The sequence below is a fragment of the Paenibacillus naphthalenovorans genome, from assembly GCF_900099895.1.
GTDB lineage: Bacteria > Bacillota > Bacilli > Paenibacillales > NBRC-103111 > Paenibacillus_G > Paenibacillus_G naphthalenovorans.
Map to the genome: position 1 here is coordinate 113,479 of NZ_FNDY01000012.1, position 14,533 is coordinate 128,011.

Here is a 14,533-nt window from a genome sequence, read left to right on the forward strand (position 1 = left end):
CAGAGTCTGGTATATGATTGGAGCGGAAAATAGATACTATTGAGAAAAAAGTGGAAGGAGTACGAAAATGTCAACGACGATGAATCCTATACCGGGTCCTAAGGGGCTGCCCTTTTCGGGTAATTTGTTTGCGTTTCGAAAAGACCCTTTGGGTTTTCTTACGAAAGTGCAGCGCGAATACGGAGATGTAGTGTATATTCGCTTTGGGCCGTCCCGTCATGTCTATTTGATCAGTGACCCGGAGCAGATCAAGGACATTTTGCTTACCAAGCAGCACGCATTTCATAAGGCGAAGGGCTTGCAAACGGCCAAAGCGGTTGTGGGCGAAGGGATTCTCACGAGCGAAGGCGAAAAGCATATGCGGCAGCGAAGGCTGCTGCAGCCTTCCTTTCGCAAGGATCGGATCGGCCAGTATGCGGAAGCGATGGTGGACTATACGGAACACATGCTGCAGACCTGGCGGCCCGGCGAGACGCGCATCGTAACGGAGGACATGATGCAGCTGACGCTCGATATCATCACCCATACGATGTTTGGAACAGGTATTACAAGCGGTATAAACGAAATCGGCCGTGCGATTGAAGTCGGGATGAAATATGTCAGCCATAAGGCCTCGTCGTTTTTGGATATTCCGGAATCCATTCCGACCAAGAGTAATGTGGAGTTTAAGCGGTCGGCCCAAACGCTGGACCGTGTCATCCTCGGTATTATTGAAGAGCGGCGCAAAAAGCCTGATGCCAACAGAGAAGATTTGCTGTCCATGCTGTTGGAGGCCAGGGACGAAGAAACGGGAACGGGGATGAGTGATAAGCAGGTTCGCGATGAGGTGATGACGATCTTTCTGGCTGGACATGAAACGACGGCAAACACGCTGTCCTGGACCTGGTATTTGCTTTCTCAGAATCCGGAAGCGGAGCAGAAGTTTCATGAAGAGCTGGATCGTGTGCTGGGCGGCCGCAGGCCGACACATGACGATATAGACCAATTGAAGTACACCCGGCAGATCGTCTGGGAGTCCATGAGGGTGTACCCTGCCGTCTGGGCCGTGAACCGTCAAGTGGTCAAGGAGGTTGAGATTGGCGGACGCCTTTACAAGCCGGGCGACACCTTGATGATGAGCCAATTCGTCATGCACCGGAACCCCAAATATTATGAGGAGGCAGACCGGTTTCTTCCAGAGCGGTTTGAAGGGGACTTGCTCAAGCAAATTCCTCAGTTTGGCTATTTTCCGTTTGGCGGCGGTCCAAGGGTGTGCATCGGCAATCATTTCGCTCTGATGGAAGCTACGCTGCTTCTTGCAACCATCGGGAGCCGTTACAAGCTGCGGTTAGCGCCCGATCACCACGAGGTGCGGCCGGAACCCCTTGTGACACTTCGACCTAAGAACGGCCTGAAAATGGTGGTGACAGCAAGAAAGGAATAAAATACGGGAAAAGCGGATATGCTTTTTTTACAGAAAATTTAGACTTGAAAGGAGGCTTTGTTGTGGATCTCGTCAGATTTACGATACACCCGAACAATGAGGCCGAGCTTAAGGCTCTGATGGATGAAATCAATGCCCACTCCATTCTCACGGAAACGGAGAAACAGCAGCTATTGGAAGAGCTGAACGACTTGCAATACGAAGTAGAGCAACCCTAAAAATGGACCCTTCTCCGGTTCGAGACTTGAGGGTCTTTGAATGGGTGGGGGAAAAGTCCCCGGAATTCATCTTGTCGGACAGTTGTGTTACAATATAGCGGTAAGCGTGATGTGAGATGAGGTGAATCCCGGTGGAAAAAGACGTTTTAACCCGGTTCGGCGTATCGATGCCGGAGGAATTGATTAAGCAGTTTGACCAGTACATTACGGACCAAGGTTACACCAATCGATCTGAAGCGATACGGGATTTGGTGAGAAGAGTGCTCCTTGAACCCGGGGGGCTGCCGGGGGATCAGCTTGTGGCGGGAACGATTGTGATGGTGTACGATCATCATGTGACGGATCTCCCCTTATATTTGATGGAGCTGCAGCACGATTATCATCATTCTATTATTTCGACAATGCATGTGCATTTGAACCACGACCAATGTCTGGAGATTATCGCTGTCCGCGGCAATCTTTCCGAATTAAGAGAGTTAAAGCAAAAAATTCAGGTGCAAAAGGGCGTTTTATACGCGGAGTTATCCGTTACTTACGTGGATGAACACGGATCAACCGGATCAAAGCATCAGCATACATAAATCAAGGACCCGGAGTTATCGCTAACCGGGTCCTCATTTGTTACGAACGCGGGATGAAAATAGGGTAGGCTCCATGAATGGAGCAAAGGAGGTTCGGCTGACGGGCTGTCGGCTAAGAGCAGAATAGGTGAAGAAGGGGACACTAGGGAAAAAATCCTCTTGCTTCTTTCATAAATTTGTCATCGAATAACGCAGGACGAAGTATTTTTTCGAACGGAATTGTGGTATTTTGATAGACAAAAGCAAAAATCAGCTATCCGCAACCGAAAGGGGTCTATACGTTACATGGCGACAATCATACTGCTGCTTTGCTTGATTGTGATGGGTTCTTTCTTCAGTGTTTCCTTTGTTCTATTTTTTCAGAAAAAAAAGACCTTGGGATTTCTTTTCATAGCTCTTGGATTCATTAGCGCCTTCTTCTTTTACTATGCGATCTTTAATGGCTGGCTTGCTCTGCCGGAGGCTAAGTAAACGCAATGGACGGACGTAATCGTAAAGATATAGCGCCAGGTGCGGAAGTGGATATTGTGCTGAAGCAGGATCAGCGAACAGGCAAGCTGACCCGCGGAATCGTAAAGGATCTGCTGACCAAGTCATCTGTGCATCCGCATGGCATTAAAGTGAGGCTGACAGACGGCCAAGTCGGACGAGTCAAGCAAATCATCAAGCCCTGAATAGAAATAGTTTGCAGCCTTCCCGCGTACAATGAAAACAGCAGAGGGAAGGAGAGTTTGCGGATGGAAACGTTCGGCAGAGGGTGTCTGTACCTTGTGATCGGCTTCATTGTTGTTTTTGTCTTCGCATGGATCACACGGAGTACAATCAACATTCCCTGGTTTATTTTGATTCCTCTTGTGATTTTGGCTTTCTGGATAGCAGGTAAAAAGGGCAAATGAGCAAAGGACCTGGATCAGCCTCTTTGGATCATTGTAATGGACTGCCGTTGTATCCGGAAAGACCACCTTCGCATGCCCATTTGTTTCAGGGATGGTCCTCACTCGTGCTTGGCCATGTCCATCTCGTCGAATTTTTTACTTATCCGGTCAACGGAAGCGCGACGGATCAGCATGTGCATACATATCAAGGTCATACTTCAGTAGCTGTCGGACACTTTCATCGTTTCATCGGAAGGACAGGTTGCGCAATCCCGCTGCCGGACGGCTCGCATTATCATGACATAGACGCTATTGTTGACGAGGAACCTTTTGAGTTCAAAAAAGGCTATTATGTTACGGTAAGCCGGATAAAACCGCATACCCATGAATTTAAGGGATTTACCGGAACCGGACTCGGCTACGAACCTGCAGAGGGGTAAGGATAGAGTGTTGAAAGAAGAGACTTGGCTCATGGGCCGAGTCTTTTTTAATTCCGACGAATTCAGTGTATTCTGATGAGTTTACCTACATTATTCCATTATGGATAAAACACTAGATAAAAATGGATTATATACTATTTATTTTAAATAAAATTGAAAGAAATTTTCGTTTTTATTGGCATCATTCCAAAAATAGACGAATTGATTATTCCAAATTGAAATAAAGTTAGGTATAATAGAGGTACGATATTGGAAAGCGGGGAGGGAGTCTCGTGAAAAGCCGGAAACATACTTTCAACCAATGGGCGAATATATTTTGGACATTTTTCAAAATCGGCCCTGTCACCTTCGGCGGCGGATACGCGATGATTCCAGCCATCGAAAGGGAAGTCATCAATAAGCGGCACTGGATTACGCAGGATGAGATGAGTGGAGTCTTGTCGGTGGCCGGGTCGGCGCCGGGAGGAATCGGGGTCAACGCAGCCGCATTCATCGGGTACCGATTGGCGGGAATTCCGGGAGCTGCGGCGGCGGTAGCCGGCATGACACTGCCGACGTTCGTTATCGTGTTCTTATTGAGCCTTGGCTTCAGCCAGGTGGTTGATTATCCAAAAGCAACTGCGGCATTTCAAGGCATTCAAGGCGCGATTGCGGCGTTAATTATCATCTCGGCATACAACATGGGCAAATCATCCGTGGTGGATCGAACGACATTGGTCACGGCAGCATGTACGGTCGTCCTGCTGCTGGTGTTTCATTTGTCCCCTCTGCTTGTCATTGTCGCCGGGCTCATCATCGGACATTTACTTGTTCTTATTAAAAACAAACTTGGGGTTGTTGTGCGCTACAATAAAGAAGCTGCAGCAACTACGACATCTACGGGCTATAAATATGCGGATTATTATATAGCCGACGGGATTTGACGGATCGGGGTGTCCCCTATGCTTTGGAGCTTGTTTTATGTATTTTTGCAAATCGGGTTCGTATCGTTTGGCGGCGGCTATGCGATGATCCCTGTCATCCGTCATCAAGTTCTTCAATACGGGTGGATTTCCGAAAAGGAATTTTCCGAACTGGTGGCACTTGCGGGGATGTCGCCTGGACCGATTGCCACCAACAGCGCAACCTTAATAGGTTATAAAACGGCCGGTCTCGCCGGAGCGGCGGTTTCCACACTGGGAATGATTCTTCCTTCTCTGCTGCTTATCATTCTGATTTCCGCTTTCTTTTATAAAGTGCAAAAGGCCGATTGGGTGAAAGCGACGTTTTACGGATTAAAGCCTGTAGTGACGGGAATGATTATTTACGCAGCGATTCACTTTGGCATACCGAACGGTGGTTCCGGTTTGCTTTCCTGGCAAACAGCCGGTACCTTGATTATCATGGCGCTTTGTATTATTGCGCTGCTGAAATACCGGATGCACCCGTTTGCGGTGATCGTCTTGTCAGGACTGCTCGGTATTGCATTCTTTTAACAATAACTGAATGAATACGTTTTTCTTGCTTCTGCTTGTGGTACAATGAGGGTTGGATTGTTGGATTATCGGAGTGATGCTCATTGTTGAAACTGCCTGTAGAATCGATCCTTCCGGAATTGAAGGACAAATTAAAAACGCATACCAACGCGGTGCTGATTGCTGCGCCGGGGGCAGGGAAGACGACCCGCGTACCGCTTGAGCTTCTTTCCGAGCCTTGGCTTGGCTCCCGCAAGATCATTATGCTGGAGCCCCGGCGTTTGGCCGCAAGGGCCGCTGCACGCTTCATGGCTGCGATGCTTGGAGAGCAGGTGGGAGAGACCGTCGGATACCGGGTGCGTTCGGATACAAACGTCAGTACCAAAACGCGAATCGAAGTCATCACCGAAGGGGTATTGACCCGTATGCTGCAGAGCGATCCCTCCCTGGAAGGGGTAGGACTCGTCATCTTTGACGAGTATCATGAGCGCAGCATGCAGGCCGATCTGGGACTGGCCTTATGTCTGGAAGCCCAGGCTGTTCTTCGTGAGGATTTGCGGCTGCTGGTGATGTCCGCCACATTGGACGCCGCGCCCATAGCCGCGCTGATGTATGATGCGCCGGTCATCGTGAGTGAAGGCCGAAGCTTTCCCGTGGAGACCCGATACTTGAGCCGTCGGCCGGAAGGACGAATAGAACCTGTGGTCGTAAGGGAAATCATCCGCGGGCTGTCGGAAGGGGAAGGCGATCTTCTGGTCTTTTTGCCGGGTGCTGCCGAGATTCGGCGGGTAGAAAGTCTCCTGGCCGGCATGAACTTGGGAGCTAATATCCGAGTGGCTCCGCTGTACGGCCAAATGCCGCAGAAAGCGCAGGATCGCGCGGTGGCGCCATGCGGTCCCGGCGAACGCAAGATTGTACTGGCGACGTCGATCGCCGAATCCAGCCTCACCGTGGAAGGGGTAAGGATAGTTGTGGACAGCGGGTTGATGCGGGTGCCGCGCTTCTCGCCGCGTACAGGAATGACCCGGCTTGAGACGGTGCCCGTTTCCCGCGCTTCAGCGGATCAACGGCGCGGGCGGGCGGGCCGTCAGGCACCCGGCCTATGCTTTCGGCTGTGGACGGAACAGGAAGAGAGAAACTTCGCGCAGTATACAACGCCGGAAATATTGGAAGCCGATCTCGCTCCGCTGGCGCTCGAGTTGGCCGCCTGGGGCGTGTCCGATCCGGAACAGTTATCCTGGCTGGATCCGCCGCCGGCCGCTGCGTACTCACAGGGCCGCAACCTGCTCAAGCAGCTTGGCGCACTCGATGCAGCGGGAGCGATCACGGCTTACGGACGCCGGATGGTGGAGCTCGGGATGACGCCCAGATTGGCGCATATGGTGCTTCAGGCGATTCCTTTGGGCTATGGAGGGCTGGCTTGCGAACTTGCGGCGCTGCTTAGCGAACGGGACATGCTGCGCTTTGAGGCTGGCGTTCCCGATGCGGATTTGAGGCTGCGCGTGGAAGCGCTGGCCCGCCCGGAGGCACTTCCTGCCGGGGTTACGGTCGACCCCTCGATCAGGCAAAGAGTGAAGATGGAAGCCAAGCATTGGAAGCATTCGCTCGGATTACCGCTGCAGCAGGAAGCGGCAAATGCCGAAGCGTGCGGCTGGCTGCTCGCTTACGCTTACCCGGACCGGATAGCACAAAGAAGAGGCGGCGGACGTTATTTGCTCAGCAGCGGTCGGGGGGCCGTCTTCGGAACACAGCAGCCCTTATCTTATGCGCCTTATGCAGTTGCGGCCGAGCTTGATGATCAAGGAGCGGAGAGCCGAATTCACTTGGCGGCTCCGTTGGATGCGGATGTCATATACAGACATCATGCGGAACGTATTGTAACGGAAGATACGGTCGCCTGGGATGGCGGTTCCCAGTCGGTTAGGTCAAGACGGTGCGATCGGCTCGGAGCGCTGGTTTTGCGGGAGGAACCTCTGTCAAACCCGGATCCGGATAAATGGCTGGAGGCATTGCTTGACGGAATCGCAGAGGAAGGCTTAACCATACTGCCATGGACCAAAGGGGCCAAACAGCTGCGTCAGCGTATGGGTTACATGCAGAGGCATCATCCCGATTGGCCTGACGTATCGGAGTCCGGTCTTATCGCCGGCCTGAAACACTGGCTTGCTCCGCATGTGTATGACATGAGAAGCCGAGACGATCTTCAGCGGGTGAATCTGACGGCTGCGCTCGAATCCATGCTGTCGTGGCCGCAGAAGCAAGCCTTGGATGAGAGTGTCCCGACACATATCGTGGTGCCGAGCGGCTCGCGCATTCCTGTCGATTACAGCGATCCCGACGCACCTGTCCTGGCCGTACGCCTGCAGGAGCTGTTCGGACTTCAGGAGACGCCGCGTATCGCAGGGGGGAAAGTGCCCCTTGTGCTGCACCTGCTGTCCCCGGCGCAACGCCCCGTACAAGTGACGAGGGATTTAGCAAGCTTTTGGCGGGAGGCTTATTTTGAAGTGAAGAAAGATTTGAAGGGGCGGTATCCGAAGCACTATTGGCCGGATGATCCGCTCGCCGCCATTCCGACGCATCGCGCCAAGCCGCGAAACCAGGTATAAGCCCGGCGGCTGTTATGGATGATACCTGAATTTGCCCCATCGCAAAGGACATAGGAAAAGCCGCACCGGATTTCCCGGGCGGCTTGCTTTATGCTAATAGCGGAAAACATTCGATCTCGTTTGGCCGCTGCGCAGAAGCCGCCAACCCAAATAGATCAACACTGCGGCAATCACCAAATTGAGCAGCTTCAACAGCCAATACAGCATCAGTCCGACCCCGGCGGCCATCATCAGAGCGCTGCAGACTTTTTTCAAAGTGGAATCCGCCTCCATCCACAGCTTGTAGCCGAAGCCGACCATCACCAGAGCGACCAGATAAGCGAGCAGAGCGGCCAATCCGCCCCAAGCGATTAATCCCCAAACCCCGATCACGATCATAACGGCACCGCTCACGCTTTTTATATTCCATTTCATCGCTGTTCACCCGTCCTTTTACGGATTGTCTTTGTTTTTATTGTAAACGAAGGGCGGCTGGCTGAAAACCGTCCGAAGACGGTTCGTTAACTGGACCTTGGTCGAGCACCGGGTCCGGAGCTGTTTTCATGGGATTAGGCATTTTCTTCAGAGAGCGATATAATTAGTAATAAAATGGATAAAAGGAGACGACATGGCGTTTAAATCCAGGTTTTTAACTATATATTTCGGGTTATTCGCTCTGTATGCCATTTTGATTGGCATCTATTTGTGGCTGACTTCAGGCGATCAGATCCCGGATGCCCTTAAAGGAACCGCCGCAGATCCCGCCACATTTTTGACAGAAACTCAGCTGCAGCAAAGCGAGGTTTATTCCGTACTCCGCAATTGGCTCTTTTTTATCGGTTATCCTTGGGAATGGGCGATTTATCTCGTGCTGTTGTTCACCGGTACTGCCGCGCGATGGCAGGAGAAGCTGGCGCACACAGCCATGCCGGGTTATGTCCGGTTTCCTGTATTCGTGCTTTGGCTGAGCCTTGTTTCTTTTGCCGCTCTGCTGCCGCTTCGATTGGCCGGATACGCCCTGGCCCGTTACTACGGCGTATCGACCCAAGCGGTCTGGAGCTGGATCCGGGACAATGCGGTTTCATTCTCGATCCATTATGTGATGCTGGCGCTTGTCTCTTCCGTCGCATTCTTCTTTATTCGCCGCGGAGGACGCTGGTGGCTGAAGCTGTGGCTGCTGTCCGTGCCGTTCATTCTCTTTCTGATGTATATACAGCCCGTGGTTATTGATCCGCTCTACAACGAGTTTAACCGGCTTTCCAACCCGCAGCTCGAGCAGAAAATTTTAGCTTTGGCGGATAAAGCGGATATTCCGGCGCACAGGGTGTATGAAGTGAAGGTGTCGGAGAAGACGAATGCGCTGAACGCTTATGTCAACGGGATCGGCTCCAGCCTGCGGATTGTGCTTTGGGATACGACGCTGCAGAGGCTGGACGAGAATGAGATTCTGCTGATCATGGCTCATGAGATGGGTCATTATGCGATGCACCATTTGGAGTGGAGTGCTTTGGGTTCCGTTGCCTCCTCATTTTTCCTGCTTTGGATCGGCAGCATGCTCTATAAGGCGATGATTCGGCGGTGGGGCTCTCGATGGGGCATTCGAAAAGCGGGTGATGCTGCCGCGCTTCCGGTACTGCTGCTCATTATTTCCCTGCTTTCCTTTGCCTTCAGTCCTGCGGCCAATTTCATATCCAGACAGGCGGAGCGGTCGGCTGACGAGTATGCGATTCGTTTAATCGGCAGTACGGAAGGAGCGGTGACAATGTACCAGAAGCTTGCCGCAGCTTCTCTTAGTGAAATGAATCCGCCGCTGCTGGTGAAGCTGTTACGGTCCACCCATCCAAGCTTGATGGAACGCATTGCAGGTGTTCGGATTCATGAAGAAAGAAAATAAGGAGCTGCAGCTATACTTGATGTGCGGAATGGCCACGTCACCGGATTTTATGGAAGACTTCCGGTATGAGCTAAGCAGACGGATGATAAAAGCGGGCTCGTCCGCGACCTCGCAGCTTTTATTCCCGTACGGGGATTGGAGCCGCAAAGCGGCTGCCCAAATGCTCGAGATTACCCATGATACGGCGCTTGGCCCTAAACAGTTTGCACGTTCTGTCGGAGGTCGCCGGGCAGCGCAAGAGGTTAGCAGAGGCCATGCGGCATTTCGCGGAATTCGTGTGTTCATCGGTCATAGCGGGGGCGGAGTGGCAGCAGCGCATGCGTCCCGCCTTTTGCTGCAGGATTACGCTGAAAAAGATGCTCTCAGGCACTTCATTATTCAAATCGGTTCGCCTAAGTGTGCTGTGCATCCTGAAGATCGGCAGGACACGCTCTATATCAGATTCGGCGGGGATGGCCGCAGGACGGATCCCGTGACCCGTATGGGCAGTTGGGGAGGATGGGAAAAAGCGGCGGGAAGATGGTGGCGCTGGAATCCGGAAAAGTACGCGCCGGCAAGCCGTGTTCAGCTTTCTTTAATCGGAGGCCATGCCGATTATTTCAGGCGCCACGATCCTTTTGTCTCTGGGGAAGGCGTGTCCAATCTGGAGAAAATGACGGATTGCATCCAACGCTGGCTGAAGGAGAGAATGAATGCAGCCGCCATGCTTTAATTACAGGGTCCCCGACCCGAAAAATAGCCTTGCAAACGCTTACCGTATAACTTATGATATAGTAAATTTATTCATAGGAGAGGACTGATGCAGCATATGAGAGTGTGTGAAATCACCGTACGCAGAGATATGGAAGCGCAGGAGCTGCAGTGGATATCGCATCAAGCCAGCCTATTTAGTTCGGATGTCATGTTCAAGTATGAAAACCTGAATCTTCAATTGGATGCCAAAAGTTTATTGGGGATGATGCTGCTTCCCATTCGGCGAGGTACGAAGCTGACGGTTCAAACGAGAGGAAAAGACGAACTTGAAGCGTTGGAGCATCTCATTCTCTTATTGGAGAAACAAGATGCACCGCGCGAACAAGGCTAATTTCATGAACCCGCGGGATCGGGGTTTTTGAGGTTATTGCCGCTGATCGCGTTTTAACTGCACATCAAGCACAAACGTGCCGAACGGAACGAGCGATGCGATCAAAGCGCCGATTCCCCGCATAATCGACCAACGATGCACGAACATCACCTGCGCAACCGCGATAAGGAATAGAATGAAGAGCAGCCCGTGCAGCGCTCCTACGATCCTGACGGCCATAGGAAAATCGGCAAAATATTTGAGCGGCATGGCGATCAAGAGGAGCACAAGATAAGATATCCCTTCGTACAAAGCGGCGAGACGAAGACGCCCTAAAGGCGTTCTCCATGTCATAAATGCACACCTCCTTATAATACAATACTTTCATTATATACCAATTTTGCGGCAGATCTATGGCTGAATTTATTTGTTCGGAATATGTTCAATTTGTCGGTTCGTTTCATCATGGAGACAGGGAAAATATAGCTTGTGAAAGAGGTTGAAAATTCCGCTTTTTTGATTCACAATGGGTAAGGGTCTGTACCGGACGAGAACTCCATCATTTCCAAACATCGGGCGATAGCAAAGGAGGCTTGCCGCATGAACGGGTTCGAAATCGTGAGTACCATCGTGGTTATGAACGTGGTGTATGTATCTCTATTTACGATCCGTATCATTCTCGTAATGAAAGCAAGGCGATTGTTGGCCGCTTTGATCAGCATGGCTGAAGTGTTCATCTATTTAATGGCATTAAATATTGTACTGAAAAATATTGATGAACCAATTAATCTGGCCGCGTATTGTCTTGGCTGGGGTGCAGGCGTATGGCTTGGCATTAAAATAGAGGAATGGCTGGCGCTTGGGTATACGACTCTGCAGATTGTAGTCGATCATGAAGCAAACTTGCTTCCGCTCCAGCTGCGTGAGAAAGGCTTTGGCGTGACGAGCTGGTTGGCGGAGGGCCGGGATGGCCCCCGGTTGGTCATGCAGGTGCTTGCCAAACGGAATCAAGAAAAAAATCTGATGAAGCTCATTGAAAATATCGCGCCCAAGGCCTTCGTGATTTCGTATGAACCTCGGACGTTCCGCGGCGGGTTCTGGACCAAAATTCTGAAGCGCTAACCGCTTCAAGAAGAGCAATAGACCCTTTATTTGTTCTGCGGCTCTTTTATGCTGTTGCTGCGTTCCTCATATTGATCTTATGATGTTGTCATTTACCAAGGAGTATGAAGAAGACTAAAATCCCGTGCGGCAGGTCGTTTCACGCAGTAATTCAAGCACTCCGGCATTCGCCGGATATCTTTGTCCTTCAGTGCTCCGAGCGCAGCGATCTGAAGCCAATTGCGTTTAAGCAAATAATCGCTCTCGTACTGCAGTTCAAAGCCTTGGTCGTACAAGTTGAAAAGGAACGGCTCCGAACGAGCTGACGCAATCCAGCGCCAGAAGAAGCCCGTGTCTGCTGCTAATTTGTTTCAATCGATCCAGATCGTTCAAGACTCCGGTGGAAGTCTCCCCATGAACCGCCCACATCCATCCGTACCCTCCAGAGTTCGCGGTTTCCTCCAAACGCTCGTAATCCAAGGGCTCTCCATAGGGGGATGGAATGACATCAAAATCCAGATCCCAGCGGCAGATGACGATAAAGCTTGAGCTCCCGGGTTGTACCCGAATGATGCCCATATCATACTCATGACGGCTCAAATAACGGTCCAAGAAACGTATTAAACCATATAAAAGCGAAAAGGCTTCTTCCGGCATTGCGTGCTCCCGCATTGCCGCTGCCCAGCGTACGTAAATCTCTCCCGTCCTTTAAGCGGACGATCCAATACCCTGCAAAAAAGCCTCCCAGCAAATAATTTAAGACCAGCATACTTGCTTCCATCCATTGCATCTCCACCATACTCCCAAGCAACCGCCGTATTCTTGAGCCTAACCCTAGCTAGGATCATTTTTATATTAAGGCCTGAAGCTTCGTGCAAAAAGTACTATTTTGATCTAGTACTTGGTCATCAGTTCGCTTCTTTACATGAAACGGGGATTGCGGGATTTGTCGGCTTATCCGTTTCGTGTCTGCGATGAGCTTTGAATGGCGAAGGTAGGCATCGGTTATGTAAACGAGGAATATAATGGTGTTATGACCGTAGTGAATAAGTAATCTGGTGATGAAGTTAAGAAATGACTGCGCGAGGAATACATGAAGCTTTCAAACCTTGGAATTTGTTTCATGACCGGACTCCGAGGTGAAGTACTGCATGTGTATATCGGGAAGGGGGAAGGAGAGATGCCGGCTAAAGTGGAGCGGGACTTAGGAGGACAAGCTTCTTATGGCGGCTCCGGCAAAACTCCCGGTATGGGGAGATCCACAAAACCGCGGCTTCGCTGGACAAGCTTTCTGCTAAACCTTTACTGCCGGTTCCAAGACGATGATGTTCCCGCCATGGGTGCGCAGCTGACTTATTACTTGATACTGTCCTTTTTTCCTTTCCTTATCTTCGTTATTGCGGTTCTCAGCTTTACCGATCTTCACACTCGGGACGGGATCGGGAGCCTGGCTCAGATCATGCCGGACACGTCCATCCAGTTGATTCAGAGCGTGCTTCAAGAAATGGATGGCTCGAACAGCGGTTCTCTGCTTTCTCTCGGTTTAGCGGCCGCTTTATGGTCAGCGTCCAACGGAGTCAATGCGGTCATCAAGGCTTTGAACAAGGCTTACGATGAAGAGGAGAACAGACCTTACTGGAAGGTTCGCGGTATTTCCGTACTGTTCACCGTTATTTTGGCGATGGGGATATTATTTACGTTCATCATGCTGGTCTTCGGCCGACTGATCGGAGAGGCGCTATACAGCTTCTCGCTTATGCCCGGCAGCTTCGAGACCTTTTGGAGAATCGGCCAGTTTGCCATTCCTTTGGTTGTTATGGTAATTGTGTTCGCGCTCTTGTACCGCTATACGCCGAATTTGCGGCTGACTTTCAGGGAAGTGCTGCCCGGGGCCGTTTTCGCGACCTTGGGCTGGGTGGTTACATCATTGTTGTTTTCGTTTTATGTGAACAACTTCGGCAGCTACACCAAAACATACGGAAGCATCGGAGGCATCATTGTGCTGCTCATGTGGCTTTATTTGTCAAGCATGATTATCGTGCTGGGGGGCGAGATGAATGCCGTGCTGCATTGTCACAAGGAAGGAAAACGGAGGCCAAGCTGCAAAACATTTGCGTTCGCTCTGCCCTTGCCTTTCGGCAAGAAAAATCGGCACAAATGAAGAATACCCATAGTTTTCAACAGCCGGAAAAAGAGCTGTCGACCAAACAGCACCGCAATGGCAGCTAAACAAGCGTACGGGAACCGCCTGAGGGCGGTTTTTTTGCATGGATCGGCGACGCCTTTACTCGCTAAGCAGACTTGACAGAATGCATCGGAGCGGATATCGTCTTTCTATGAGCCAAGACGTTTCTGGATTTGGGCAGCGGAAATCAACCATCAAACCGTACAGGGGGAGCCGCGGTGGAATTATGGATGATCTATTGGATTACAATCAATTTTGTCGCATTTTTCATCATGGGATACGATAAATCTCAGGCGAAAAAAGGCAGCCGGAGAATAGCCGAGCATACGCTTTTTCTTATTGCTGCGGCCGGAGGAGCTTTAGGCATGTGGTTCGGTATGCGAAAATGGAGACATAAGACAAAGCATGTTTCTTTTGTATACGGAATTCCGCTGCTTGTTGTCTTTAACGCGGCGATCGCTTTTTATTTCGGCTCAGCCTGATGCGGCTCCGAGTCCTATCGATGTTGGAGGATGTCTATGGAGGCAAGAATGGACTATGTTTTGCTTCCCGTTGTTAATTTCATCGAAAAACACTGTCTGAACTGGTTTCGGGCAGTGTTTTTTTTATGCTGCGGCTATGTCAATATGCTGTGAAAATGTCACCATAACTCATCTGTAAAAATGTCACTTTGTTAATTTGGGCAGCCGCCCGTTCAAGTGACTTGGACGACTG

20 protein-coding genes are annotated in these 14,533 nt (G+C 50.9%); 15 read left to right on the forward strand and 5 right to left on the reverse strand.

Features of this window, described 5'->3' with window-relative positions; translation table 11 throughout:
- Positions 1–67 precede the first annotated feature (67 nt).
- The 9 genes from BLT35_RS13935 (at position 68) to hrpB (ending at position 7,597) form a co-directional block, all read left to right on the forward strand.
- Positions 68–1,423, forward strand: a complete 1,356-nt coding sequence (locus tag BLT35_RS13935) for a cytochrome P450 (RefSeq protein ID WP_139170816.1) — start codon at positions 68–70, stop codon at positions 1,421–1,423.
- A 62-nt stretch (positions 1,424–1,485) separates the two neighbouring features.
- Complete coding sequence (locus BLT35_RS26975; protein ID WP_162492396.1) at positions 1,486–1,641, forward strand: hypothetical protein; 156 nt, start codon at positions 1,486–1,488, stop codon at positions 1,639–1,641.
- 131 nt (positions 1,642–1,772) lie between these two features.
- Positions 1,773–2,222: a nickel-responsive transcriptional regulator NikR gene (gene nikR / locus BLT35_RS13940; RefSeq protein ID WP_074728475.1), complete on the forward strand. Its 450-nt coding sequence runs from the start codon at positions 1,773–1,775 to the stop codon at positions 2,220–2,222.
- Positions 2,223–2,698: 476 nt separating this feature from the next.
- Positions 2,699–2,896: a YwbE family protein gene (locus tag BLT35_RS13950; protein ID WP_062408046.1), complete on the forward strand. Its 198-nt coding sequence runs from the start codon at positions 2,699–2,701 to the stop codon at positions 2,894–2,896.
- 63 nt (positions 2,897–2,959) lie between these two features.
- Complete coding sequence (locus BLT35_RS26980) at positions 2,960–3,118, forward strand: hypothetical protein (RefSeq protein WP_175471989.1); 159 nt, start codon at positions 2,960–2,962, stop codon at positions 3,116–3,118.
- Positions 3,115–3,537 carry a YmaF family protein gene (locus tag BLT35_RS13955; protein ID WP_062408047.1) on the forward strand — a complete coding sequence of 141 codons (423 nt, stop codon included), beginning with the start codon at positions 3,115–3,117 and terminating at the stop codon, positions 3,535–3,537. Before BLT35_RS26980 ends, BLT35_RS13955 begins: the two co-directional genes overlap by 4 nt.
- 272 nt (positions 3,538–3,809) lie before the next feature.
- A complete protein-coding gene (locus BLT35_RS13960; RefSeq protein WP_082660709.1) occupies positions 3,810–4,460 on the forward strand; it encodes a chromate transporter in 651 nt (216 codons plus the stop codon).
- A gap of 18 nt (positions 4,461–4,478) precedes the next feature.
- Positions 4,479–5,012, forward strand: coding sequence for a chromate transporter (locus BLT35_RS13965; protein WP_062408049.1), 534 nt, complete (start codon positions 4,479–4,481; stop codon positions 5,010–5,012).
- A gap of 83 nt (positions 5,013–5,095) precedes the next feature.
- Positions 5,096–7,597, forward strand: a complete 2,502-nt coding sequence (gene hrpB, locus BLT35_RS13970; RefSeq protein ID WP_175471990.1) for an ATP-dependent helicase HrpB — start codon at positions 5,096–5,098, stop codon at positions 7,595–7,597.
- A gap of 93 nt (positions 7,598–7,690) precedes the next feature.
- On the opposite strand, the gene BLT35_RS13975 is transcribed toward hrpB, so the two are convergent.
- On the reverse strand, positions 7,691–8,011 hold the full coding sequence (locus BLT35_RS13975; protein ID WP_062408051.1) for a hypothetical protein: 321 nt from the start codon (positions 8,009–8,011) through the stop codon (positions 7,691–7,693).
- A 193-nt stretch (positions 8,012–8,204) separates the two neighbouring features.
- On the opposite strand from BLT35_RS13975, the gene BLT35_RS13980 reads away from it, so the two are divergent.
- The 3 genes from BLT35_RS13980 to BLT35_RS13990 all read left to right on the forward strand — a co-directional run bounded on the left by BLT35_RS13980 (position 8,205) and on the right by BLT35_RS13990 (position 10,554).
- Entirely contained in the window at positions 8,205–9,470 is a 1,266-nt protein-coding gene (locus tag BLT35_RS13980) for a M48 family metallopeptidase (protein ID WP_074728477.1), read from the forward strand.
- Positions 9,454–10,182, forward strand: coding sequence for a hypothetical protein (locus BLT35_RS13985; RefSeq protein WP_074728479.1), 729 nt, complete (start codon positions 9,454–9,456; stop codon positions 10,180–10,182). The genes BLT35_RS13980 and BLT35_RS13985 overlap by 17 nt, the downstream gene beginning before the upstream one ends.
- 87 nt (positions 10,183–10,269) lie before the next feature.
- The gene (locus BLT35_RS13990; protein WP_235594270.1) at positions 10,270–10,554 is read left to right on the forward strand and encodes an HPr family phosphocarrier protein; all 285 of its coding nucleotides are present in this window, start codon (positions 10,270–10,272) and stop codon (positions 10,552–10,554) included.
- A 33-nt stretch (positions 10,555–10,587) separates the two neighbouring features.
- Here the strand turns inward: BLT35_RS13990 and BLT35_RS13995 are convergent, their stop codons facing one another.
- Entirely contained in the window at positions 10,588–10,887 is a 300-nt protein-coding gene (locus BLT35_RS13995; RefSeq protein ID WP_054818129.1) for a DUF3817 domain-containing protein, read from the reverse strand.
- 246 nt (positions 10,888–11,133) lie between these two features.
- Here BLT35_RS13995 and BLT35_RS14000 point away from each other — a divergent pair, with 246 nt between their 5' ends.
- Positions 11,134–11,655 (forward strand): DUF2179 domain-containing protein, encoded by a 522-nt coding sequence (locus BLT35_RS14000; protein ID WP_074728481.1) that lies wholly within the window; start codon positions 11,134–11,136, stop codon positions 11,653–11,655.
- Positions 11,656–11,747: 92 nt separating this feature from the next.
- On the opposite strand, the gene BLT35_RS26510 is transcribed toward BLT35_RS14000, so the two are convergent.
- From BLT35_RS26510 to BLT35_RS14010, 3 genes are read right to left on the reverse strand one after another with little or no spacing between them, the layout of a single operon-like run.
- Complete coding sequence (locus BLT35_RS26510; RefSeq protein WP_137670040.1) at positions 11,748–11,930, reverse strand: hypothetical protein; 183 nt, start codon at positions 11,928–11,930, stop codon at positions 11,748–11,750.
- A complete protein-coding gene (locus BLT35_RS14005) occupies positions 11,911–12,246 on the reverse strand; it encodes a pyridoxal-phosphate-dependent aminotransferase family protein (protein ID WP_175471991.1) in 336 nt (111 codons plus the stop codon). Before BLT35_RS14005 ends, BLT35_RS26510 begins: the two co-directional genes overlap by 20 nt.
- Positions 12,221–12,424 carry a glycerol-3-phosphate acyltransferase gene (locus tag BLT35_RS14010; RefSeq protein WP_074728483.1) on the reverse strand — a complete coding sequence of 68 codons (204 nt, stop codon included), beginning with the start codon at positions 12,422–12,424 and terminating at the stop codon, positions 12,221–12,223. The genes BLT35_RS14005 and BLT35_RS14010 overlap by 26 nt, the downstream gene beginning before the upstream one ends.
- Positions 12,425–12,757: 333 nt before the next feature.
- Here BLT35_RS14010 and BLT35_RS14015 point away from each other — a divergent pair, with 333 nt between their 5' ends.
- Both BLT35_RS14015 and BLT35_RS14020 read left to right on the forward strand, forming a co-directional pair.
- Positions 12,758–13,795 carry a YihY/virulence factor BrkB family protein gene (locus tag BLT35_RS14015; RefSeq protein WP_249929551.1) on the forward strand — a complete coding sequence of 346 codons (1,038 nt, stop codon included), beginning with the start codon at positions 12,758–12,760 and terminating at the stop codon, positions 13,793–13,795.
- Positions 13,796–14,049: 254 nt separating this feature from the next.
- Entirely contained in the window at positions 14,050–14,301 is a 252-nt protein-coding gene (locus BLT35_RS14020) for a DUF1294 domain-containing protein (protein WP_062410884.1), read from the forward strand.
- Positions 14,302–14,533: the final 232 nt, after the last annotated feature.

What these genes read in the sequence shown, in the direction of transcription:
- BLT35_RS13935 (WP_139170816.1), top strand. Translation starts at nt 68, where the DNA reads ATGTCAACGACGATGAATCCTATACCGGGTCCTAAGGGGCTGCCCTTT.
- BLT35_RS13950 (WP_062408046.1), top strand. Translation starts at nt 2,699, where the DNA reads ATGGACGGACGTAATCGTAAAGATATAGCGCCAGGTGCGGAAGTGGAT.
- BLT35_RS26980 (WP_175471989.1), top strand. Translation starts at nt 2,960, where the DNA reads ATGGAAACGTTCGGCAGAGGGTGTCTGTACCTTGTGATCGGCTTCATT.
- BLT35_RS13955 (WP_062408047.1), top strand. Translation starts at nt 3,115, where the DNA reads ATGAGCAAAGGACCTGGATCAGCCTCTTTGGATCATTGTAATGGACTG.
- BLT35_RS13965 (WP_062408049.1), top strand. Translation starts at nt 4,479, where the DNA reads ATGCTTTGGAGCTTGTTTTATGTATTTTTGCAAATCGGGTTCGTATCG.
- BLT35_RS13975 (WP_062408051.1), bottom strand. Translation starts at nt 8,011, where the DNA reads ATGAAATGGAATATAAAAAGCGTGAGCGGTGCCGTTATGATCGTGATC.
- BLT35_RS13980 (WP_074728477.1), top strand. Translation starts at nt 8,205, where the DNA reads ATGGCGTTTAAATCCAGGTTTTTAACTATATATTTCGGGTTATTCGCT.
- BLT35_RS13985 (WP_074728479.1), top strand. Translation starts at nt 9,454, where the DNA reads ATGAAGAAAGAAAATAAGGAGCTGCAGCTATACTTGATGTGCGGAATG.
- BLT35_RS13990 (WP_235594270.1), top strand. Translation starts at nt 10,270, where the DNA reads ATGCAGCATATGAGAGTGTGTGAAATCACCGTACGCAGAGATATGGAA.
- BLT35_RS13995 (WP_054818129.1), bottom strand. Translation starts at nt 10,887, where the DNA reads ATGACATGGAGAACGCCTTTAGGGCGTCTTCGTCTCGCCGCTTTGTAC.
- BLT35_RS14000 (WP_074728481.1), top strand. Translation starts at nt 11,134, where the DNA reads ATGAACGGGTTCGAAATCGTGAGTACCATCGTGGTTATGAACGTGGTG.
- BLT35_RS14010 (WP_074728483.1), bottom strand. Translation starts at nt 12,424, where the DNA reads ATGCAATGGATGGAAGCAAGTATGCTGGTCTTAAATTATTTGCTGGGA.
- BLT35_RS14015 (WP_249929551.1), top strand. Translation starts at nt 12,758, where the DNA reads ATGACCGGACTCCGAGGTGAAGTACTGCATGTGTATATCGGGAAGGGG.
- BLT35_RS14020 (WP_062410884.1), top strand. Translation starts at nt 14,050, where the DNA reads ATGATCTATTGGATTACAATCAATTTTGTCGCATTTTTCATCATGGGA.